Origin of the sequence: Enterobacter sp. Ap-867 (genome assembly GCF_011752855.1) — a bacterium.
Classification (GTDB): domain Bacteria; phylum Pseudomonadota; class Gammaproteobacteria; order Enterobacterales; family Enterobacteriaceae; genus Cedecea.
This window is the reverse complement of record NZ_VWWS01000010.1, coordinates 1-22,574: the sequence shown is the minus strand read 5'-3', so window position 1 is coordinate 22,574 and position 22,574 is coordinate 1. Positions and strand designations below refer to the sequence as shown.

At 54.7% G+C, this 22,574-nt stretch carries 16 protein-coding genes and 1 riboswitch; of the genes, 11 read left to right on the top strand and 5 right to left on the bottom strand.

Translation table 11 applies throughout. From position 1 onward, the window contains the following. Both F3J26_RS20695 and metF read left to right on the top strand, forming a co-directional pair. The gene (locus F3J26_RS20695) at positions 1–2,433 is read left to right on the top strand and encodes a bifunctional aspartate kinase/homoserine dehydrogenase II (RefSeq protein WP_166995755.1); all 2,433 of its coding nucleotides are present in this window, start codon (positions 1–3) and stop codon (positions 2,431–2,433) included. 230 nt (positions 2,434–2,663) lie between these two features. Next, on the top strand, positions 2,664–3,554 hold the full coding sequence (metF, locus tag F3J26_RS20690; protein WP_008457556.1) for a methylenetetrahydrofolate reductase: 891 nt from the start codon (positions 2,664–2,666) through the stop codon (positions 3,552–3,554). A gap of 70 nt (positions 3,555–3,624) precedes the next feature. Here the strand turns inward: metF and F3J26_RS20685 are convergent, their stop codons facing one another. The 3 genes from F3J26_RS20685 to argE all read right to left on the bottom strand — a co-directional run bounded on the left by F3J26_RS20685 (position 3,625) and on the right by argE (position 9,737). Then, positions 3,625–5,358 (bottom strand): phosphoethanolamine transferase CptA, encoded by a 1,734-nt coding sequence (locus tag F3J26_RS20685; protein WP_008457558.1) that lies wholly within the window; start codon positions 5,356–5,358, stop codon positions 3,625–3,627. Positions 5,359–5,698: 340 nt separating this feature from the next. Beyond that, positions 5,699–8,350 carry a phosphoenolpyruvate carboxylase gene (gene ppc, locus F3J26_RS20680; RefSeq protein WP_166879269.1) on the bottom strand — a complete coding sequence of 884 codons (2,652 nt, stop codon included), beginning with the start codon at positions 8,348–8,350 and terminating at the stop codon, positions 5,699–5,701. A 235-nt stretch (positions 8,351–8,585) separates the two neighbouring features. Then, on the bottom strand, positions 8,586–9,737 hold the full coding sequence (gene argE / locus F3J26_RS20675; protein WP_034808745.1) for an acetylornithine deacetylase: 1,152 nt from the start codon (positions 9,735–9,737) through the stop codon (positions 8,586–8,588). Between the two features lie 186 nt (positions 9,738–9,923). Between argE and argC the strand changes: the two genes are divergently transcribed. The 5 genes from argC to oxyR all read left to right on the top strand — a co-directional run bounded on the left by argC (position 9,924) and on the right by oxyR (position 15,581). Beyond that, on the top strand, positions 9,924–10,928 hold the full coding sequence (gene argC, locus F3J26_RS20670) for an N-acetyl-gamma-glutamyl-phosphate reductase (protein ID WP_166995753.1): 1,005 nt from the start codon (positions 9,924–9,926) through the stop codon (positions 10,926–10,928). Between the two features lie 16 nt (positions 10,929–10,944). Further along, positions 10,945–11,721 (top strand): acetylglutamate kinase, encoded by a 777-nt coding sequence (gene argB / locus F3J26_RS20665; RefSeq protein ID WP_156107012.1) that lies wholly within the window; start codon positions 10,945–10,947, stop codon positions 11,719–11,721. Positions 11,722–11,751: 30 nt separating this feature from the next. Then, positions 11,752–12,969: an argininosuccinate synthase gene (locus tag F3J26_RS20660; RefSeq protein ID WP_166995751.1), complete on the top strand. Its 1,218-nt coding sequence runs from the start codon at positions 11,752–11,754 to the stop codon at positions 12,967–12,969. A gap of 78 nt (positions 12,970–13,047) precedes the next feature. Continuing rightward, complete coding sequence (gene argH / locus F3J26_RS20655; RefSeq protein ID WP_008457569.1) at positions 13,048–14,421, top strand: argininosuccinate lyase; 1,374 nt, start codon at positions 13,048–13,050, stop codon at positions 14,419–14,421. 242 nt (positions 14,422–14,663) lie between these two features. Beyond that, positions 14,664–15,581 (top strand): DNA-binding transcriptional regulator OxyR, encoded by a 918-nt coding sequence (gene oxyR / locus F3J26_RS20650; protein ID WP_008457571.1) that lies wholly within the window; start codon positions 14,664–14,666, stop codon positions 15,579–15,581. On the opposite strand, the gene sthA is transcribed toward oxyR, so the two are convergent. Continuing rightward, the gene (gene sthA, locus F3J26_RS20645; RefSeq protein ID WP_008457573.1) at positions 15,564–16,964 is read right to left on the bottom strand and encodes a Si-specific NAD(P)(+) transhydrogenase; all 1,401 of its coding nucleotides are present in this window, start codon (positions 16,962–16,964) and stop codon (positions 15,564–15,566) included. The two genes, oxyR and sthA, sit on opposite strands and share 18 nt — an antisense overlap. A 196-nt stretch (positions 16,965–17,160) precedes the next feature. Here sthA and fabR point away from each other — a divergent pair, with 196 nt between their 5' ends. After that, a complete protein-coding gene (gene fabR, locus F3J26_RS20640) occupies positions 17,161–17,802 on the top strand; it encodes an HTH-type transcriptional repressor FabR (RefSeq protein WP_039289193.1) in 642 nt (213 codons plus the stop codon). A gap of 11 nt (positions 17,803–17,813) precedes the next feature. Beyond that, on the top strand, positions 17,814–18,170 hold the full coding sequence (locus F3J26_RS20635; RefSeq protein WP_008457577.1) for a YijD family membrane protein: 357 nt from the start codon (positions 17,814–17,816) through the stop codon (positions 18,168–18,170). A 40-nt stretch (positions 18,171–18,210) separates the two neighbouring features. Here F3J26_RS20635 and trmA read toward each other — a convergent pair whose 3' ends face one another. Then, entirely contained in the window at positions 18,211–19,311 is a 1,101-nt protein-coding gene (trmA, locus tag F3J26_RS20630) for a tRNA (uridine(54)-C5)-methyltransferase TrmA (protein ID WP_008457579.1), read from the bottom strand. A 124-nt stretch (positions 19,312–19,435) separates the two neighbouring features. Continuing rightward, a riboswitch (cobalamin riboswitch) is annotated at positions 19,436–19,623 on the top strand. A 69-nt stretch (positions 19,624–19,692) separates the two neighbouring features. Here trmA and btuB point away from each other — a divergent pair. Together btuB and murI are read left to right on the top strand one after the other, a co-directional pair. Beyond that, entirely contained in the window at positions 19,693–21,540 is a 1,848-nt protein-coding gene (gene btuB / locus F3J26_RS20625) for a TonB-dependent vitamin B12 receptor BtuB (RefSeq protein ID WP_166995830.1), read from the top strand. Continuing rightward, positions 21,485–22,336 (top strand): glutamate racemase, encoded by an 852-nt coding sequence (gene murI, locus F3J26_RS20620; protein ID WP_166879262.1) that lies wholly within the window; start codon positions 21,485–21,487, stop codon positions 22,334–22,336. The genes btuB and murI overlap by 56 nt, the downstream gene beginning before the upstream one ends. Positions 22,337–22,574: the final 238 nt, after the last annotated feature.

Here is a 22,574-nt window from a genome sequence, read left to right as displayed (position 1 = left end):
ATGAGTGTTTCAGCACCAGCAGGGACGCCGGTTCGTCAACTGCACAAGTTTGGGGGCAGCAGTCTTGCCGATGTGAAATGTTACCTGCGCGTGGCGGGTATCATGACCGAATATTCCAGACCGGGTGACATGATGGTGGTTTCGGCCGCCGGCAGTACCACTAACCAGTTGATTAACTGGCTTAAGCTGAGCCAGAGCGACAGGCTTTCCGCGCATCAGGTTCAGCAAACGCTGCGCCGCTATCAGAGCGACCTTATTAGCGGTTTATTGCCGCCGGAAGTGGCGGATGGCCTGATTGCCGGGTTTATCCACGACCTTGAGCGCCTTGCTGTTCTGCTGGACGGTAAAATGACCGATGCCGTTTATGCAGAGGTTGTTGGTCACGGGGAAGTCTGGTCGGCGCGTTTGATGGCTGCGGTGCTGAATCAGCAGGGCGTTGAAGCCGCCTGGCTGGACGCCCGCGATTTTATGCGTGCTGAACGTGCGGCCCAGCCACAGGTTGACGAAGGCCGTTCCTGGCCGCTGCTGCAAAACTTGCTTGCCCAGCACCCGAATAAACGCCTGGTTGTGACCGGTTTTATCTGCAGCAATGAAGCGGGTGAAACTGTGCTGCTGGGGCGTAACGGTTCTGACTATTCAGCGACGCAGATTGGCGCGCTGGCTGGCGTTTCTCGCGTAACTATCTGGAGCGACGTGGCCGGGGTTTACAGTGCGGATCCGCGTAAAGTGAAAGATGCCTGCCTGTTGCCTCTGCTGCGTCTGGATGAAGCCAGCGAGCTGGCTCGTCTTGCCGCGCCGGTGCTACACGCTCGTACATTACAGCCCGTATCCGGCAGCGATATTGACCTGCAACTGCGCTGCAGCTATTCGCCAGAGCAAGGTTCGACCCGTATTGAGCGCGTTCTGGCGTCCGGCACGGGTGCCCGGATTGTCACCAGTCATGACGATGTTTGCCTGATCGAATACCAGGTGCCGTCGCATCAGGATTTCAAGCTGGCGCAAAAAGAGCTGGATATGATCCTCAAGCGCGGTCAGGTGCGTCCGCTGTCGATTGGCGTGCATCCCGACCGTAATTTGCTGCAGCTCTGCTACACCTCGGAAGTCGCCAACAGCGTGCTGCAACTTCTCCAGAATGCCAGCCTGCAGGGCGAGCTTCGTCTGCGTGAAGGCCTGGCGCTGGTGGCAATGGTCGGGGCCGGCGTTTGCCGTAACCCGCTGCATAGCCACCGTTTCTGGCAGCAGTTGAAAGATCATCCCGTGGAGTTTATCTGGCAGTCGGAAGACGGCATTAGCCTGGTGGCCGTGCTGCGCGTAGGCCCAACGGAAAGCCTGATTCAGGGGCTACACAATTCGCTGTTTCGTGCTGAGAAGCGTATCGGTCTGATGCTGTTCGGCAAAGGCAACATCGGTTCCCGCTGGCTTGAGCTGTTTGCCCGCGAACAGGAAATTCTCTCCGCCCGTACCGGGTTTGAATTTGTGCTGGCTGGCGTGGTGGACAGCAGCCGTAGCTTGCTGAATTACGACGGTCTGGATGCCAGTCGCGCGTTGGCCTTCTTCAATGATGAGGCAGTTCAGCAGGACGAAGAGTCGCTGTTCCTGTGGATGCGGGCTCATCCGTATGATGATTTAGTGGTACTGGACGTGACCGCCAGCGAGCAGCTCGCCGATCAATACCTGGACTTCGCCAGTCATGGCTTCCATGTGATCAGCGCCAATAAGCTTGCCGGCGCAGGGAACGGCCAGAAGTATCGCCAGATTCGTGATGCGTTTGAGAAAACGGGCCGGCACTGGCTGTATAACGCCACGGTGGGCGCAGGGCTGCCGGTTAACCATACGGTTCGCGACCTGCGTGACAGCGGCGATGCTATTCTGGCTATCAGCGGTATTTTCTCGGGGACGCTTTCATGGCTGTTCCTGCAGTTTGACGGCACAGTGCCGTTTACAGAACTGGTTGATCAGGCCTGGCAGCAGGGGCTAACCGAGCCAGATCCGCGCGTGGACCTGTCCGGTAAAGACGTCATGCGTAAGCTGGTGATCCTGGCCCGTGAGGCGGGTTATGACATCGAGCCGGATCAGGTTCGTGTGGAATCTCTGGTGCCCGCAGGTTGTGAAGGCGGCTCCATTGACCATTTCTTTGAAAACGGTGATGAGCTGAACGAGCAAATGCTGCAGCGGCTCGAGGCTGCCCAGGAGATGGGGCTGGTGCTGCGTTATGTGGCCCGATTTGATGCGAACGGCAAGGCTCGCGTGGGGGTTGAAGCCGTGCGGGCAGAGCATCCGCTTGCCGCTTTGCTGCCGTGTGACAACGTCTTCGCGATTGAAAGCCGCTGGTACCGTGACAACCCGCTGGTGATCCGCGGGCCTGGCGCCGGGCGCGATGTTACCGCCGGGGCCATTCAGTCCGATCTGAACCGCCTGGCACAACTGCTGTAGTTTCTTTCCCGCACTCTCTTTCTTTGGAAGAGAGTGCGTTTTCCTGCATGTCCCTTTCTCCGTTTCTCCTGAAAAAAATTCATCTTATGTGAGAATTCCTCCACATTTTGTGGTGACATTTTCATTGACGCCTTTCGCCTTTTCGGTCATCTTTCTATCTGGACGTCTAAACGTCTGGATAGCAATAAAACGCCACCACACGATAACGATGCGATTGACGAGGTAAGGGTATGAGCTTTTTTCACGCGAATCAGCGGGAAGCGCTGAACCAGAGTCTGGCCGAAGTGGCCGGGCATATTCATGTTTCCTTTGAGTTTTTCCCGCCGCGCAGCAGTGAAATGGAACAAACCCTGTGGAAGTCTATCGACAGGCTAAGCATCCTGAAGCCAACGTTTGTTTCTGTGACCTACGGGGCGAACTCCGGCGAGCGTGACCGTACCCACAGCATCATCAAAGGCATCAAAGAGCGTACCGGCCTTGAAGCAGCCCCGCATCTGACCTGTGTCGATGCAACGCGAGATGAACTGCAGGCGATTGCGCAGGACTACTGGAACAACGGCATCCGCCATATCGTTGCATTGCGTGGTGATCTACCGCCTGGCAGCGGTAAGCCGGATATGTATGCTTCTGACCTGGTGGGGCTGCTCAAGGAAGTCGGCGACTTTGATATTTCCGTTGCGGCCTATCCGGAAGTCCATCCCGAAGCCAAAAGCGCCCAGGCGGATTTACTCAGCCTGCGCCGTAAAATTGAAGCCGGTGCTAACCGCGCGATTACTCAATTCTTCTTTGATGTTGAAAGCTATCTTCGCTTCCGCGATCGCTGCGCGGCCACAGGCATTGATGTCGAGATAATCCCGGGTATTCTGCCTGTCTCAAACTTCCGGCAGGCGAAGAAATTTGCCGATATGACTAACGTGCGTATTCCGTCGTGGATGGCACAAATGTTTGAAGGCCTGGATAACGATGCCGAAACCCGCCAGTTGGTGGGCGCGAACATTGCCATGGATATGGTGAAAATCCTGAGCCGGGAAGGCGTGAAGGATTTCCACTTCTACACGCTTAACCGGGCGGAAATGAGCTATGCGATCTGCCACACTTTAGGCGTTCGACCCAAGCTGTAGACATTGATTTCACATAAAAAAAGCCCCGTTCAACTGTGAGCGGGGCTTTTTACTTTACGGGCTAAAAGCGTTACTGATTACTGCCGCTATCGCCGTAAGGCAGCGCATCGTAATCCCGCAGCGCATTTTTATCATACGGGTTACCAATCCAGCGGGTCGCTTCGACAAACTGCGGGCTGGTGATGGCCCGTGTTGCGTCGTAGCCGTCATAGCTTAAACCGGCTAAATCAGACCAGGTATGAATCAGTTCTGAGCTGCTGTATTTGCGGTTTATATCTCCCGAGAAGTCACGCGGGTGGGCCTGCTGCCAGGTCGGTGACGTCCAGACGATGAACGGGATGGTGTACATATGACGCGTAGGTTTGTTTTCGTTACGCCCCTGGGTCTGATGCGGCGGTGTGTCGTAAACCTCTTCCCCGTGGTCAGAGAAATAGAGCAGGAAGCCGTTAGGATCGCTGGCCTTGTAGTCTTTGATCAGCGTGGAAACCACGTGGTCGTTAAACAGGTTGGCGTTATCGTAACTGTTGTAGGATTCTTGCTGATCTTTGGTTAATCCAGCCGGTAAATCGTCCGTTTTACCATCAAACTTGTTCCAGTTTTCCGGGTAGCGGAAGTCATACCGAATATGCGTGCCGAGCAGGTGCACAATAATGAATTTTTTCGGTGCAGGGTCGGCCAGAACCTCTTTAAACGGCGCGAGGACGTTCGTGTCGTATTCGCGCGCGCTCTGGGTACGCTGCTGGTTCATATAATATTGTTTGTCGGTCTGCTTCGAGAATACGGCCAGCATGGTGTTGCGTTCGGTCATGGTCTGCTGGTTAGTGATCCAGAAGGTTTTGTACCCGGCCTGCTTCATCAGGTTCATCAGCGAAGGCTTAGTCAGGTAGAGGTCCGGATCTTTCTCGTCTGCAAACGTCAGCGCCTGCTGCAGAATTTCAATGGTGTAAGGACGTGAAGTGACGACGTCATTAAACACCGTCATTTGCGGGTCAGTTTTATGCAGCTCATCCAGCTCTGGCGTTGTCTGGCGGTGGTAGCCGTACAGGCTCATGCGGCCACGCTGCGTTGACTCACCAATAACCAGTACCAAAGTGCGCGGCGCATTACCAGAGGCGTCTTTCAGGTTAGCCAACGGCGGCAGCGCATTGTTGGACGTTAGCAGGTTATTCAGGCTGTCCAACTGCTGGCGATATTCGGTATAGGCGACGATAAACTGCCAGGGGGCCGCAGGCTCAAGGCGATAAGAAATACTGGAGAAGGATTCGCCAAGGCTGCGTTTGTTGATAAGCCACTCTTTACCCACCGGATTGAGCACCAGGCCGAACAGGATGGCGAAGGAAACCAACCAGCGCCACGGGTTTGGAATATAAACCGGGCGCAGACGGGTCCAAAGAAAGATGGCACCCAGCGTATAGGCAACCGCAATGAGCAGCAGCTTCAGGCTGAAATACTGACTCAGGTATTCGCTGGCCTCGCTGGCGTTTGTTTCGAACATCACAAACAGAACGCTTTGCGAGAACTCCTGCCCGTAGACGACGTAGTAACCCAGGGCGGCGATTGAGGCTGCCCAAAGGATAACGCCAATAAAGGCGGCAATAATGCGCGTACGCTGTGGAAACAGAAATACAGGAATAAACCACAGAGAGCTAAACAGTAAGGAGTCACGCAGCCCCGTTGTACCGCTGTAGCCTGTTGTTAAGATGGCAATCTGCAAAACCGAGGAAAAATACCAAAAGTAGAGTAAAACCCATCCAAGGGCTTTAATGCTGAACTTCCGTTCAGACTGTTTCAATGTGAAGTGCATACTCTTGCCTGTGCTATTAAATTATCATTAACCGTAATGAGAAAACCTTAAGTAAGCCTTAGTTATGAACGCTACGATGGCTTGTACTCACGAAAAAAGTCACCCATTGCTGGGTGACTTTTGCGCACAATATAGAAAATGTGTCGGAATAATGACAGCGTAATTTCAGGCTTGTTCCGGGGATATTTATAAGGCCAATGCTTTTGGTTTTTTGTTGTTTATTTGTTGAAGATGGCGGGTGCAATAAACGTGTTAAGCGCGTTGAGTGGCGATGAGCGTTTTCACTAGTTAGAAATAAAAACCCCCGCGTTTGCGGGGGAAATGACGAAGCTAAAAAATCTTAGCCGGTATTACGCATCCCGGCGGCAACCCCGGCGATGGTGACCATCAGGGCTTGCTCTACGCGGGCATCAGGCGCTTCGCCTTTCTCTTCCGACTGGCGCGAGCGGTGCAGCAGTTCGGCCTGCAGGACGTTCAGCGGATCGGTATAGATATTACGCAGGGTAATCGACTCGGCAATCCACGGTAAATCTTCCATCAGGTGTGAGTCGTTGGCGATATCCAGCACGACTTTGATGTCGGCTTCCAGCTGGTCACGTAGTTGTTTGCCCAGTTTCCACAGCTCTGGCTTCACCAGGCGCTGATCGTAGTATTCCGCCAGCCAAAGGTCGGCTTTGGCAAACACCATCTCCAGCATGCCAAGGCGAGTGGAGAAGAACGGCCAGTCGCGGCACATTGTTTCCAGCTCGCTTTGCTTGCCTTCTTCCACGACCTTTTGCAGCGCCGCGCCTGCGCCCAGCCAGGCCGGCAGCATCAGGCGGTTTTGGGTCCAGGCGAAGATCCACGGGATCGCACGTAAAGATTCTACCCCGCCGTTTGGGCGACGTTTAGCTGGGCGAGAGCCCAACGGCAGTTTGCCCAATTCCAGCTCCGGCGTGGCGGAACGGAAATACGGCACGAAGTCTGTGTTCTCGCGAATATAGCCGCGATACATCTCGCAGGACGTCGCAGAAAGTGAGTTCATGATCTGAATCCACTCTTTCTTCGGCTCTGGCGGCGGCAGCAGGTTAGCTTCAAGGATCGCGCTGGTGTAGAGCGACAGGCTGCTGATGGTGATTTCTGGCAGGCCGTATTTAAAGCGAATCATCTCACCTTGCTCGGTGACGCGCAGGCCACCTTTCAGGCTGCCTGGTGGCTGAGAAAGCAGAGCTGCGTGCGCTGGCGCACCGCCACGGCCAATGGAGCCGCCGCGCCCGTGGAATAACGTCAGGGCGATACCGGCTTTCTCACAGGTTTTGATCAGCGCATCTTGCGCTTCATATTGCGCCCAGGATGCAGCCATCACGCCAGCATCTTTCGCCGAGTCGGAATAGCCAATCATCACCATCTGTTTGCCCTGGATAAAGCCACGGTACCAGTCGATATTCAGCAACTGGGTCATGACGTCGTCGGCGTTATTCAGGTCGTCGAGGGTTTCAAACAGCGGAGCAACCGGCAGGGCGAAGGTACAGCCCGCTTCTTTCAGCAGCAGGTGAACGGCCAGCACGTCTGACGGCGTCTTGGCCATCGAAATAACGTAGGCAGCAATGGAACCGCGTGGCGCTTCGGCTACCACTTTGCAGGTTTCCAGCACTTCCTGAGTGTCAGCGCTTGGCTCCCACTGGCGAGGCAGCAGAGGGCGCTTGGAGTTCAGTTCGCGGATCAGGAAGGCTTGTTTATCAGCCTCTGACCAGCTTTCGTAGTCGCCGATGCCAAGATAGCGAGTCATTTCGCCCAGCGCTTCGCTGTGGCGGGTGCTTTCCTGGCGAATATCAATGCGTACCAGCGGCACGCCGAAGCATTTCACGCGGCGCAGGGTGTCCAGCAACTGCCCGTTAGCGATGATGCCCATGCCGCAGGCCTGCAGGGATTGATAACAGGCGTAGAGCGGATCCCAAAGCTGCTCGTTTTGAATGAGCAGACCTTCCGGCTTTGGCAGACGCTGGCCTTTCAGGCGGGCTTCAAGCCAGGCCTGGGTGGAGAGCAGCTGCTGGCGCAGGCCTTTCATGATGTGGCGGTAAGGTTCCTGGCCCGCATCCGGCCCTGCCAGTTCGCTAAGCTCCGCCGTGCATTCCACCATCGACAGCTCGGAAACCAGGACCGCGATATCGCGCAGGAACAGGTCGGTGGCTTTCCAGCGGCTGAGAAGCAGGACGTGACGGGTGATTTCGGACGTTACGTTCGGGTTGCCGTCGCGGTCGCCGCCCATCCAGGAGGTAAAGCGTACCGGGACGAAGTCCACGGGCAGTTTGTAATTCAGATTCTCTTCGAGCTGTTCGTTAAGCTCACGCAGGTAGTTTGGCACCCCTTCCCACAGACTGTTTTCTACCACCGCGAAGCCCCATTTGGCTTCGTCGACCGGGGAAGGGCGATGCTTACGAATTTCGTCGGTATGCCATGCCTGAGCAACCAGCTGACGCAGGCGGCGCATGATTTGGTTGCGCTCGTAGTCGGCGAGATCGCTGTGGTCGAGCTGCTTCAGACAGCTGTTCACTTCAACCAGTTTATGAATCAGGGTACGGCGAGTGATCTCGGTAGGGTGAGCGGTGAGCACCAGCTCCAGAGAGAGAGACTCAACGGCTGCCCGAATGTCTGCTTCGCTGATGCCCGGCTGACTTTTCAGTTTTTGCAGCGTTTTAGCGATGACTTCTGGGTTGCTGGCCGCTTCGCCCGTCGCGGAGATGCTGTGGTACTGCTCTGCGGTGTTGGCAAGATTAAGAAACTGGCTAAAGGCGCGGGCGACGGGGAGCAGTTCATCATTTGAGAGGTTCTGCAGCGTGCTCAGCAGCTCCTGACGATTGGCTTCATTACCGGCGCGGGAGGACTTGGATAACTTACGGATCGTTTCTACGCGGTCGAGGATATTTTCTCCCAGCGCATCTTTGATGGTATCTCCGAGCAGTTTTCCGAGCATGCTGACATTACTTCGCAAAGCAGAATAGCGTTCGTTCATATGACTCCAGCCCAATCTATTATGTAACTTAATTTCACCCGTGAAGGTTCAACACCGCCTTTTATAAAGCCACGTCATAAACCATTCGTCAATTGCTACGAAATCGTTTCAGCAAACGAGGAAATGACGCGAATTTATGAAATTTAATTACCAACTTCGCATATAAGCATTTCTTATAGGAATACTGATTATTCCAGATTAAAAAGGGGGTAAAACCCCCTTTTACCGCGATTAATTAATGCCAACAAAAATGATGCACTACCTGAGTGATTAACTCCCGGGTTGGCTTGATGAAGCGGGTATCGATGTATTCATCCGGCTGGTGAGCCTGGTTGATGGAGCCAGGACCAAGCACCAGCGTTGGGCATACGGTCTGGATAAACGGTGCTTCGGTGCAGTAGTTCACCACTTCCGTTTGCGCGCCGAGCAGTTTCTCAACGACCTGCACGAGCTGGTGGTCCGGCGGGCATTCGTAGCCTGGGATCGGCGGATGAAGTTCAGAGACCGTCAGGCGACCAGGCCAGCGCTGGCTTACCGGTTCTAATGCTTCGGTCAGTAAACCGTTCAGATCGTTTAATGTCATACCCGGCAGCGGGCGAATGTCCATGTGAAGTTCGCAACATGCACAAATGCGGTTTGCCGCGTCGCCGCCGTTAATGTGCCCTAAGTTGAGGGTTGGATACGGCACGGTGAAGGCGTCATGGTGATAGCGATCTTTCAGCGTATTGCGCAGCGTGAGAATGTGGCCGATGGCATCATGCATCAGTTCAATGGCGTTAACGCCGCGCGCCGGATCGCTCGAGTGGCCGGACTGCCCCAGAATACGAATGGCGTTAGACAAGTGTCCTTTGTGCGCACGTACCGGCTGTAGCGATGTCGGTTCACCGATGATCGCACAGTCCGGACGAAGCGAGGTTGTTTCAGCGAAATAGCGTGCACCTGCCATGGTGGTCTCTTCATCGGCGGTGGCCAATATGTAGAGCGGCTTTTTCAGGGTTGTCACATCCACGTCGCGCAGGGCATCCAGAATGAACGCGAAGAACCCTTTCATGTCGGCGGTACCCAGGCCGTAAAGCTTGTTGTCGTGCTCGGTCAGGGTAAACGGGTCCCGCGTCCAGCGGCCATCGTCGAACGGCACAGTATCGGTGTGCCCTGCCAGTAACAGGCCGCCAGCGCCCTGGCCGCTGCTCGCCAGCATATTGAATTTATTGCGAGTGCCTGGCACAGGCTGAATTTCGACGTTAAAACCGAGGTCGCGGAACCAGCCCGCCAGTAAATTGATTAAAGACTCATTGCTTTGATCCAGCGCGCTGTCGGTGGCGCTGATGGAAGGTGTCGCGATCAGGGCGCGGTAGATCTCGATAAAAGGCGGTAATTTCATCTTCACTGTTGACAGGCCTTAGGTTAGGATAGTATCAATATTCATGCATTAATTGTGAATAAAAATACAATAACGTTGAGCGTAAAGGAACAGTTAAGCGTTCCGGTGAATAAAAAACCACGCTAACGGACGTGGGTGAAAGCGTCAGGCTGGCACTCTGAGCAGACCGAAAAGACAAGGTGAACGACCCAGATGTTGAATACGCTGATTGTGGGTGCAAGCGGTTATGCAGGCGCAGAGCTTGTAAGCTATTTGAATCGCCATCCTGATATGAACATAACCGCTTTGACGGTTTCAGCGCAAAGTTCAGATGCAGGAAAATTGATATCTGATTTGCATCCGCAGTTAAAGGGCATTGTTGATCTGCCGCTGCAGGCGATGTCCGACATCAGCGAGTTCAGCGAGGGTGTGGATGTGGTGTTCCTCGCCACCGCCCACGAAGTCAGCCACGATCTGGCTCCGCAGTTCCTGGCGGCAGGCTGCGTGGTGATCGATCTCTCAGGCGCGTTCCGCGTTAACGACCCGGCGTTCTATGAACGTTATTACGGTTTTACCCATCAGCATCCTGAGCTGCTGGAAAAAGCGGTTTATGGCCTGGCCGAATGGCAGGGTGCTGCGCTCAAAGAGAGCAATTTAATTGCCGTGCCGGGCTGCTATCCGACGGCGTCTCAGCTGGCGCTGAAGCCGCTGATTGATGCCGATCTGCTGGATTTGAACCAGTGGCCGGTGATCAACGCCACCAGCGGCGTCAGCGGTGCCGGGCGCAAGGCCGCGATTTCCAACAGCTTCTGCGAAGTTAGCCTGCAGCCTTACGGCGTGTTTAATCATCGCCATCAACCAGAAATCGCTACCCATCTTGGCGCGTCGGTGATTTTCACCCCGCACCTCGGCAATTTCCCGCGTGGCATTTTGGCGACGATTACCTGTCGCCTGAAAGCTGGCGTTACGCAGCAGCAGATTGCGGAGACGTTTAGCCAGGCTTACGGCGACAAGCCGCTGGTTCGCCTGTACGAAAAAGGCGTTCCGGCGCTGAAAAATGTGGTTGGCCTGCCGTTCTGCGACATCGGCTTTGCCGTGCAGGATGAGCACCTGATTGTTGTTGCCACCGAGGATAACCTGCTGAAAGGTGCCGCGGCTCAGGCAGTACAGTGTCTTAATATTCGTTTTGGCTTCGCCGAAACGCAGTCCCTTATTTAACCGTCGGTCGGGTGAAATGATGAATCCTTTAATTATCAAATTGGGCGGCGTGCTGCTGGATAGCGAAGAGGCGTTGGAGCGCCTGTTTACCGCGCTGGTGAACTATCGCCAGTCCCATCAGCGTCCGCTGGTGATTGTTCACGGCGGCGGTTGCCTGGTGGATGAGCTGATGAAGAAGCTGGCGCTGCCGGTACAAAAGAAAAACGGCCTGCGTGTGACGCCTGCCGACCAGATTGACATTATTACCGGTGCGCTGGCGGGCACGGCCAACAAGACGCTGCTGGCCTGGGCGAAGAAGCATGGCATTAACGGCGTTGGCTTGAGCCTCGGGGACGGGGATAGCGTTACGGTGACTCAGCTTGACGAAGCGCTTGGCCACGTCGGCCTGGCTAAACCGGGTTCGCCAAAACTGATTAATACGCTGCTGGAAAACGGCTTCCTGCCGATTGTTAGCTCCATCGGTGTGACCACTGAAGGCGAGCTGATGAACGTCAATGCGGATCAGGCGGCAACGGCGCTGGCCGCAACGCTCGGCGCGGATTTGATTCTGTTGTCCGACGTGAGCGGTATCCTGGACGGTAAAGGTCAGCGCATCGCTGAGATGACGGCGGCCAAAGCCGAACAGCTGATTGAGCAAGGCATTATCACCGACGGCATGATTGTGAAAGTGAACGCGGCGCTGGATGCGGCCCGTACCCTGGGACGCCCGGTGGATATTGCCTCATGGCGCCACGCGGATCAGCTACCCTCTTTATTCAACGGTGTGGCTATCGGCACCCGGATTCTGGCATAGACAAAGAATAGTTTTAACAAGGACAAGACAATGCAAAATCACGGCATCAAAAAAATCGTTCTCGCATACTCTGGCGGCCTCGACACTTCAGCCATCATTCCATGGCTGAAAGAAAACTACGGCGGCTGCGAAGTGGTCGCCTGCGTGGTGGATATCGGCCAGGATCGTGAAGATCTGAAAGGCGTTGAGCAAAAAGCGCTGCGCTCCGGGGCGTCTGAGTGCTACGTGGTCGATGCGCGTGAAGAGTTTATCAGCGACTATGTTTACCCTGTGCTGCAGACCGGGGCGCTGTATGAAGGCAGCTATCTGCTCGGCACTTCTATGGCGCGTCCGCTGATCGCTAAAGCGCTGGTGGATGTGGCGAATAAAGTGGGCGCAGATGCGCTGTGCCACGGTGCAACCGGTAAAGGTAACGACCAGGTGCGTTTTGAATCTACCTGGGTCGCGCTGGCTCCGCATCTGAAGGTTGTTGCTCCGTGGCGTGAGTGGAACCTGCGTTCCCGTGAAGCGCTGCTCGATTACCTGAAAGAGCGTGATATCCCGACGACTGCCTCACTGGAAAAAATCTACAGCCGTGACGAAAACGCCTGGCACATTTCTACCGAAGGCGGCGTGCTGGAAAGCCCGTGGAATGCCCCGAACAAAGACTGTTGGGTGTGGACCGTTGACCCGCAGGAAGCGCCGGATCAGGCTGAACAGGTCACTGTGACCGTTAAGCACGGCAAGGTTGTGGCCGTGAACGGCGAAGCGATGAGTCCATTCAAGTGTCTGGAAACCCTGAACGCTATCGGGGCCAGGCACGGTATTGGCCGTATCGATATCGTTGAAAACCGTCTGGTGGGTATTAAGTCTCGTGGTTGCTATGAAACCCCAGGGGGCACCATTATGATGGCTGCTCTGCGTGGCGTTGAGCAACTGGTGCTGGATCGTGACTCTTTCAAATGGCGTGAGCAGTTGGGTCTCGAAATGTCCTACGTTGTGTACGATGGCCGCTGGTTTGCACCTCTGCGTAAATCTCTGCAGGCATCTGCCGAGTCGCTGGCGGAAGAAGTGAACGGCGAAGTTGTGCTGCAGCTGTATAAAGGCCAGGTGACGGCGATTCAGAAAAAATCCCCGAACAGCCTCTACAGCGAAGAGTTTGCGACCTTTGGCGAAGATGAAGTTTACGATCACAGCCACGCGGGCGGCTTTATCCGTCTGTTCTCGCTCTCTTCCCGTATCCGTGCGCTGAACGAACTTAAGAAGTAATTTTTTACCCTCACGTGTTCCCAGGCCGGGAATGCGTGAGGGGCAAACGAATATCAATATGATGAATGGAGCATGACTATGGCACTTTGGGGTGGGCGTTTTACTCAGGCAGCCGATCAACGGTTTAAGCAATTCAATGACTCTTTACGCTTTGACTATCGCCTGGCTGAGCAAGACATCGTAGGTTCTGTCGCCTGGTCCAAAGCGTTGGTCACCGTGGGCGTGCTGACTGAAGCTGAGCAACAGCAGCTTGAGCAGGCCCTGAAAGTCTTGCTGGAAGAAGTGCAGGTTAACCCGCAGGCTATTCTGGAAAGCGACGCGGAAGATATTCACAGCTGGGTGGAAGGCAAGCTGATCGATAAAGTCGGTGCGCTGGGTAAAAAACTCCACACTGGCCGTAGCCGCAACGATCAGGTCGCCACCGACCTGAAGCTGTGGTGCAAAATGCAAATCAGCGAGCTGCTGGCTGCCACCCGCCAGGTACAGCAAGCATTAATTGAAACAGCCGAAGCCAATCAGGATGCGGTGATGCCGGGTTATACACACCTGCAGCGCGCGCAGCCGGTCACTTTTGCTCACTGGTGCCTGGCGTACGTCGAGATGCTGGCGCGCGATGAAAGCCGTTTACAAAGCACTCTGCAGCGCCTGGACGTCAGCCCGCTGGGCAGCGGCGCGCTGGCAGGCACCGCCTATGAAATTGACCGCGAACAGCTTGCCGGCTGGTTAGGTTTTGCTTCCGCGACCCGCAATAGCCTCGACAGCGTTTCTGACCGCGATCATGTGCTGGAACTGCTGTCCAACGCTTCTATCGGCATGGTTCACCTGTCCCGTTTTGCAGAAGATCTGATCTTCTTCAACACCGGGGAGGCCGGTTTTGTTGAGCTGTCCGATCGCGTGACTTCTGGTTCCTCCCTGATGCCGCAGAAGAAAAACCCGGATGCGCTGGAGCTGATCCGCGGCAAGTGCGGCCGCGTGCAGGGTGCCCTGACCGGCATGATGATGACCCTCAAAGGCCTGCCGCTGGCATATAACAAAGATATGCAGGAAGACAAAGAAGGCCTGTTCGACGCCCTCGATACCTGGCTTGACTGTCTGCATATGTCCGTGCTGGTGCTGGACGGCATTCAGGTTAAACGTCCTCGCTGCCAGGAAGCCGCTGAGCAAGGCTATGCCAACGCCACCGAGCTGGCGGATTACCTTGTTGCTAAAGGCGTGCCGTTCCGTGAAGCTCACCACATTGTCGGCGAGGCTGTCGTGGAAGCAATTAAACAAGGTAAAGCGCTGGAAGCCTTAACCCTGGCCGACCTGCAGAAATTCAGCGCGGTTATTGGCGACGACGTTTATCCGATTCTGTCGTTGCAATCCTGCCTCGACAAGCGCGCCGCGAAAGGCGGTGTTTCACCTAAGCAGGTTGCTCAGGCTATCGCCGACGCGAAACAGCGCCTGGTCTAATCCCCTCGAAATTTGAACAAAAAAAAGCGGACATACTGTCCGCTAAAAGTTCACGTTGGCTTTAATAATTCGTCAGGTTCAGAGAACAGAGAGTCTCTGCAGCCGCGCGTCGTTCTGGGGTAAGTCAGAGCGATGCGCCTTGCTGTTGCTGGCTATTATTCACCAACATTGCTTGATAGGGATAATCGTTCGTTGCTATGCTATCTATCGCCATGAACTATCGTGGCGCAGGAGGATAGAGAATGAATATTCGAGATCTTGAATACCTGGTGGCGCTGGCCGAGCACCGCCATTTTCGTCGGGCAGCGGATGCCTGTCACGTTAGCCAGCCGACCCTGAGCGGCCAGATTCGCAAGCTGGAAGATGAACTGGGCGTTATGCTGCTGGAGCGTACCAGCCGTAAAGTGCTGTTCACCCAGGCGGGGTTGCTGCTGGTGGATCAGGCGCGGACGGTGCTGCGTGAAGTCAAAGTACTGAAAGAGATGGCAAGCCAGCAGGGCGAAGCCATGTCCGGCCCGCTGCATATTGGCCTGATCCCAACCGTGGGGCCTTACCTGCTGCCGCAAATTATTCCTATGCTGCATCAGACTTTCCCTAAGCTGGAAATGTATCTGCATGAAGCCCAGACCCATCAGCTGCTGGCGCAGCTCGACAGCGGCAAGCTGGACTGTGCCATTCTGGCGCTGGTAAAAGAGAGCGAAGCGTTTATCGAGGTGCCGCTGTTTGATGAGCCGATGGTGCTGGCGGTTTATCAGGATCACCCGTGGGCAAATCGCGACCGTGTGCCGATGTCCGATCTGGCCGGTGAAAAGCTGCTGATGCTGGAAGACGGGCACTGTCTGCGCGATCAGGCCATGGGTTTTTGCTTTGAAGCGGGTGCGGATGAAGATACCCATTTCCGGGCAACAAGCTTAGAGACGCTGCGTAACATGGTGGCTGCAGGAAGTGGCATCACGCTTTTGCCAGCCCTGGCTGTGCCGCATGAACGCCAGCGAGACGGCGTAGTTTATCTGCCGTGTTATAAACCAGAACCGCGTCGTACCGTCGGCCTGGTTTATCGTCCGGGATCGCCGCTGCGCAGCCGCTATGAGCAGTTGGCAGAGGCCATCCGCACGCAGATGGATGGCCATTTCGACTCAGCGCTAAAACAGGCGATTTAAGCCGTTAAGCGCCGCTACCCGATAGGCTTCTGCCATTGTTGGGTAGTTAAAGGTGGTGTTAACGAAGTACTCAATGGTGTTACCGCCACCTTTCTGCTCCATAATCGCCTGGCCGATGTGAATGATTTCGGCCGCGCGCTCGCCAAAGCAGTGGATCCCCAGAATCTCTTTCGTCTCACGGTGGAACAGAATTTTCAGCGTCCCAACGTTCATACCCACGATTTGCGCCCGCGCGAGATGTTTAAACTGCGCCCGGCCCACTTCGTAAGGTACTTTCATCGAGGTTAGCTGTTGTTCCGTTTTGCCCACGGAGCTGATTTCTGGAATGGTGTAGATGCCGGTCGGAATGTCTTCGATCAGATGCCCCGTGGCTTCCCCTTTCACCAGCGCCTGAGCGGCGATACGGCCTTGATCGTAGGCTGCTGAAGCCAGGCTTGGATAACCGATCACGTCACCCACCGCGTAAATATGCGGCAGCGCGGTCTGGTACATGCTGTTGACCTTGATGAGTCCACGGCTGTCGGCTTCGAGCCCGATATTTTCCAGCGCCAGTGAATCTGTATTCCCGGTACGTCCGTTGGCGTAAAGCAGGCAATCCGCCTTCACTTTTTTGCCGGACTTCAGAGAGACAATCACGCCGTCGTCCACGCCTTCAATCTTCTCAAACTCTTCGTTGTGGCGAATAACCACGCCGCTGTTCCAGAAGTGATAGGAAAGTGAATCCGACATTTCCTGATCGAGGAAAGCCAGCAGGCGATCGCGAGTGTTGATCAGATCAACTTTGACGTTCATCCCGCGGAAGATCGATGCGTACTCACAGCCGATCACCCCGGCACCATAGATGATCACATGGCGCGGTTCGTGATGCAGGCTGAGAATTGAGTCGCTGTCGTAGATACGTGGGTGGGTAAAATCAACTTCTGGCGGGCGGTAAGGGCGAGAACCGCAGGCAATGACAAACTTCTCGGCGGTGTAGGTTTCGACCGACCCATCGTGGCACAGAAGCTCGACAGTGTGCTCATCCACAAAGTGCGCATCGCCCTGCAGCATCTCGCAGCGGTTACGCTCGTAAAAGCCCTGGCGCATGCGGGTTTGCTGGTTAATCACGCTGTCGGCGTGGTTCAGGATGTCGGCAAAAGAGGAGCGAAGAAGGTGAGTGTGGTCGCTGTATAACGGGTTTTGATTGAATTCAATAATGCGGCTGACGGCGTGGCGGAGGGCTTTCGAAGGGATGGTGCCCCAATGGGTGCAACCGCCGCCGACATTGTGGTAGCGCTCAATCACCGCTACCCTGGCTCCTTGTTTCACCAGCCCCATGGCGGCACCTTCGCCTCCGGGACCGGAACCAATCACTATTGCGTCATAATCGTAGGTTTGTGGCATGGTAAGGCTTACCTGTTTTTATACATAAAGGCAACACGATGGTAACATCAACCAGGAATTTCCCCAATTCTCGTTGTGCTTTTTCCCGCCTGGGCAGGTCAATGTTCCGTAAACAATCATTCACAATACACTATAAAAGCGGTAGCTTGATTCTCTGATATAGTTCCAGCTCTGTTTGAAGGATTCAGGCAATATGATGGGTGTAAGAGCGCAACAAAAAGAGAGAACCAGGCGTTCTTTAGTCGAGGCTGCATTTAGCCAGCTAAGCGCCGAAAGAAGCTTTGCCAGCCTGAGCCTGCGTGAAGTTGCCCGCGAAGCCGGTATTGCGCCAACGTCATTTTATCGCCATTTCCGCGATGTTGATGAACTCGGTCTTACAATGGTAGACGAAAGTGGCCTGATGCTGCGGCAGTTAATGCGGCAGGCGCGGCAGCGCATCGCCAAAGGCGGCAGCGTGATCCGTACCTCAGTGTCAACGTTCATGGAGTTTATCGGCAATAACCCTAACGCTTTCCGCCTGTTGTTGCGTGAACGTTCAGGCACGTCTGCGGCGTTTCGTGCCGCGGTGGCCCGTGAAATTCAGCACTTCATTGCGGAACTTGCCGACTATTTAGAACTCGAAAATCGCATGCCTCGCAGCTTCACCGAAGCGCAGGCGGAAGCGATGGTCACGATTGTTTTTAGTGCAGGTGCCGAAGCGCTGGACGTTGATATTGAACAGCGTCGCCAGCTCGAAGAGCGACTGGTGTTGCAGCTACGTATGATCTCGAAAGGGGCTTACTACTGGTATCGCCGGGAACAAGAAAAAATGGCACTGGCTCATTTATCCGAAGAGTGAAGGAACGAGCAATGAAACAGTTACAAGATAGAGGTACGCTGGCGCTGGCGTTAATCGCTGGTCTGTCGATTAACGGATCTTTTGCCGCGCTGTTCAGCTCGGTTGTTCCGTTCTCGATATTTCCTATTATTGCTCTGGTGCTGGCGGTTTGTTGCCTGCATCAGCGCTATCAGAACCGTACGATGCCGGTTGGGTTACCGAGCCTTGCTGCAGCCTGTTTTGTGTTAGGTGTGTTGCTTTATAGTTCAGTGGTTCGCGTTGAATACCCGGCGATTGGCTCTAACTTTATCCCTTCGATTCTGTCGGTGGTTGTGCTGTTCTGGATTTTGTTTAAAGTTCGCTCCCGCAAATCAGAAGCGGCTGAGTAAGCCCGATAAATAGCAAAAAGGACGCCGAGGCGTCCTTTTTCTATTTGCGCGTGAGCAGTACGCCGCATTCCATGTGATGCGTGTACGGGAACTGGTCAAACAGCGCCAGACGGGTGATGCTGTGAGTCTGGGATAATGTTTCCAGGTTCTCGCACAGCGTCTGTGGATTGCAGGAGATATAAAGGATGTGCGGGTAGGCCTGAACCATTTTTACCGTGTCAGCATCCAGGCCGCTGCGCGGCGGATCGACAAAAATGGTTTCGCACTGATAGCTTTTGAGATCGATTCCCTGTAGGCGGTTAAACTCCCTTACGCCGTTCATCGCCTGGGTAAACTCTTCCGCCGCCATGCGGATAATCTGCACGTTATCAATATTGTTGGCTGCGATGTTGTACTGCGCCGCAGCCACGGACGGTTTAGCGATTTCGGTCGCCAGCACACGGTCGAAGTTGCGGGCCAGAGCCAGCGAGAAGTTGCCGTTCCCGCAGTAGAGCTCCAGCAGGTCGCCGCTTGAATTTTCTGTCGCGCTCAGCGCCCATTCCAGCATCTGAATGTTCATGGCCGCGTTTGGCTGAGTGAAGCTGTTCTCAACCTGGCGGTAAATCATCTCTTTACCGGCAACCGGCAGGCGTTCGTCGATAAAATCCTGGTCCAGCTCAATCTTGGTTTTTGTTGCACGGCCAATCAAATGCACGTTAAAGCCGCGGGCGCGCAGGCTGTCGCGCAGCGCCTCGGCATGCTGCTGCCATTCATCATCCAGCTTGCGGTGGTAGAGCAAAGACACTACGGCCTGATTGCTCAGGGTAGTCAGGTAGTCAATCTGGAACAGCTTGTGGCGCAGGGCTGGAATATCGCGGACGCCATCCAGCATAGCTGGCATCAGGGCGTTAATCAGCTCGCTGGCCGCCGGGAAGCTGTTGACCCGGATGCGGCTTTTAGTCTGCTGATCGAACATGATGTGATACAGGTCGTCACCTTCATGCCAGATGCGGAACTCAGCTCGCATGCGATAGTGACTTACCGGTGAGCGGAATACCTCCGGGGCCGGTGCGGCAAAAGGCGCCATCATGCCTTCGAGGCGAGTGACTTTTTCCGCCAGTTGCGCGTCGTACTGATCTGTCGGGAGGTGTTCAGGGGTCATGGCTAGCCATCCAGTCGGTCAATGAATACAAACTACGCGGCGATTGTAGGGATTCGCCCCGGGATGTCCAGCCCGATCGCGTTAAGAAGTTCGGCCGGAAGTCTGGACATCCGTATAAGCCTAACGGTAGCATGGCTTTTCCGGCCTCCTGAGAGTTAAAAGGGAACCCAGTGTGATTCTGGGGCTGACGCGCAGCGGTAAGGAACGGCAAGATGAACGCACTCAGCAGACACTGCTTTCTTATATAAGCGGGAAGTCCTCATCTTAATTAAGCCCCCAAGCCCGAAGACCTGCCGGAACGACGTCGCAAGTGATATGGCTATCGCGTGCTATTTGCCATGTCTGCGGCATCCTGGTCGAAAGCGGGTGCTTATATAAATGATGATAAAGAAGGTTTCGCTGTTGACGGCTCTGTCCGCAACGGCTTTTTCAGTTTGGGCGCAGGACAGCAACACTGACAATACCCTGGTAGTGACTGCGAATCGTTTTCAGCAGCCGGTGAATAGCGTTCTGGCGCCGACTTCGGTGGTCACGCGTGAAGATATCGATCGCTGGCAGTCAAAATCTCTGACTGACGTGATGCGCCGCCTGCCGGGGGTAGATATTGCGCAAAATGGTGGCCTTGGTCAGCTCTCCTCAGTGTTTATTCGCGGGACTAATTCCAGCCATGTGCTGGTGCTGATTGACGGCATCCGCCTTAATCAGGCCGGCGTGACCGGCTCTTCCGACCTCAGCCAGATTCCAGTCTCTCTTGTTCAGCGCGTAGAGTACATCCGTGGGCCTCGTTCAGCTGTCTATGGCTCTGATGCTATCGGCGGTGTCATCAACATTATCACCACCCGAGATAAAGACGGCACAACGCTGACGGCGGGAGTGGGCTCAAACGGCTACCAGAACTATGACGCCAGCACGCAGCAAAAGCTGGGGGATAGCACTCGCGTGACTCTGGCTGGCAACTATGAGTACACCAAAGGTTTTGACGTTGTGGCTGAGGGTAATACCGGCGGCCTGCGTCAGCCCGATCGCGACGGCTTTATGAGTAAATCTCTTTACGGAGCACTTGAGCACAGCTTTTCTGAGCAATGGAGCGGCTTTGTGCGTGGCTACGGCTACGATAACCGTACGGCCTATGACGGCCTTTATAGCAGCTTTACGCCAAACCAACTGGTGGACACCCGTCAGCTCTACAGTCAGACATGGGACGCGGGACTGCGCTTTAATAACGATATCTTCCACTCACAGCTGATTTCCAGCTACGGCCACAGCAAAGATTACAATTTCGATCCACGCCTCGGGCGCTACGACTCAAGCGCTACCCTGGATGAAATTAAGCAGTACAACCTGCAGTGGACTAACTCTGTTGATCTCGGTGCAGGAAATGTTGGGGCGGGCGTTGACTGGCAGAAGCAAAGCACTGAACCGGGTACTAACTATGTAACTGACGGCTACGACCAGCGTAATACCGGCGTCTATCTGACAGCGCTGCAAAAGCTGGGTGATTTCACCTTTGAAGGCGCCGCGCGTAACGATAACAACTCAGAGTTCGGTAATCACGGCACCTGGCAGAGTAGTGCGGCATGGGAATTTGTTGAGGGGTATCGCTTTATTGCCTCCTACGGTACGGCGTTTAAGGCGCCAAACCAGGGGCAGCTGTTTGGCTTCTACGGGAACAGAGATCTGAATCCAGAAGAAAGCCGTCAGTGGGAAGGCGCATTTGAAGGGTTAACTTCCGGTGTGAACTGGCGCGTTTCGGGTTACCGCAACCTTGTTGATAACCTGATCGACTTCAACAGCGGGACGAACAGCTATTACAACGTAGGCAAGGCCAATATCAAAGGCATTGAAGGGACGGCTTCCTTTGATACCGGGCCAGTACAGCACAGCGTTAGCTATGACTATGTTGACGCTCGCAATGGCCTGACCGATGCACCGCTGGCGCGTCGCGCTAAGCAACAGGTGAAGTACCAGCTTGACTGGGCGCTCTACGATCTGGACTGGAGCGTAACTTATCATTACCTGGGCTCACGCTACGACACCGATTTCAATACCTATCAAACCGTGAAAATGGGCGGTGTCAGCCTGTGGGATGTTGCCTTGTCGTATCCAGTCACGTCACAGCTGACCGTTCGTGGTAGAATAGCTAACCTGTTCGATAAAGATTACGAGACGGTTTATGGCTACCATACTGCAGGACGGGAATACTACTTGTCTGGCAGCTACACCTTCTGATGCACATCCCACCGTGCTGGTTTTTGACTCCGGCGTTGGTGGGCTGTCCGTCTACAATGAGATTCGGCAGCTTCTGCCGGATCTTCATTACATCTACGCCTTCGATAACGTGGCGTTTCCATACGGCGAAAAGAGCGAAGAGTTTATCGTCGACCGGGTGGTCTCAATAGTGACTGCTGTCCAGCAGCATTATCCTTTAGCCCTCGCTGTTATTGCCTGTAATACCGCAAGCACTGTTTCCCTCCCTGCTTTACGCGAAAAGTTCGACTTCCCTGTTGTTGGCGTTGTGCCTGCGATTAAACCGGCTGCGCGTTTGACGACAAATGGGGTTGTGGGTCTGTTGGCAACACGCGGCACGGTCAAGCGTCCTTATACCCACGAGCTTATCTCCCGATTTGCTACCGAATGCAAAATTGAGATGCTGGGGTCTGCCGAACTGGTGGAGCTGGCGGAGGCGAAGCTTCATGGTGAGCCTGTACCGCTGGACGAGCTGCGTAAAATCCTGCGGCCGTGGTTACGGATGTCGGAGCCGCCGGATACTGTTGTATTAGGCTGCACGCATTTCCCTTTATTACAGGAAGAACTGTTGGAAGTGTTACCTGAGGGGACGAGGCTGATCGATTCCGGTGCCGCGATTGCAAGGCGTACCGTTTGGTTACTGGAACATGAAGCGCCTGAAGCGGCGTCTGCAGATCCGAATATTGCCTATTGTATGGCATTCACGCCTGAAACTGCGCAATTAATGCCCGTTTTACAACGTTACGGCTTTGAAAGGCTCGAAAAACTGGCACTTTAGTGCCGTTTTGAGTAAAAAAACGACGCTTGAAAGTTTTTTTCAAATTAGGGGTTGTCAGGCTCTGAGAACTCCCTATAATGCGCCTCCACTGACACGGCGAAGCGGCTTCGAAAGCGGCTTCGAAAGCGGCTTCACAACCCGGTAGTCAGTCAGACGAAAGCGAAAATAAACGCTTGACTCTGAAAGAGGAAAGCGTATTATACGCCACCTCGAGTTAGCAAGCGAAAGCGACTGACTC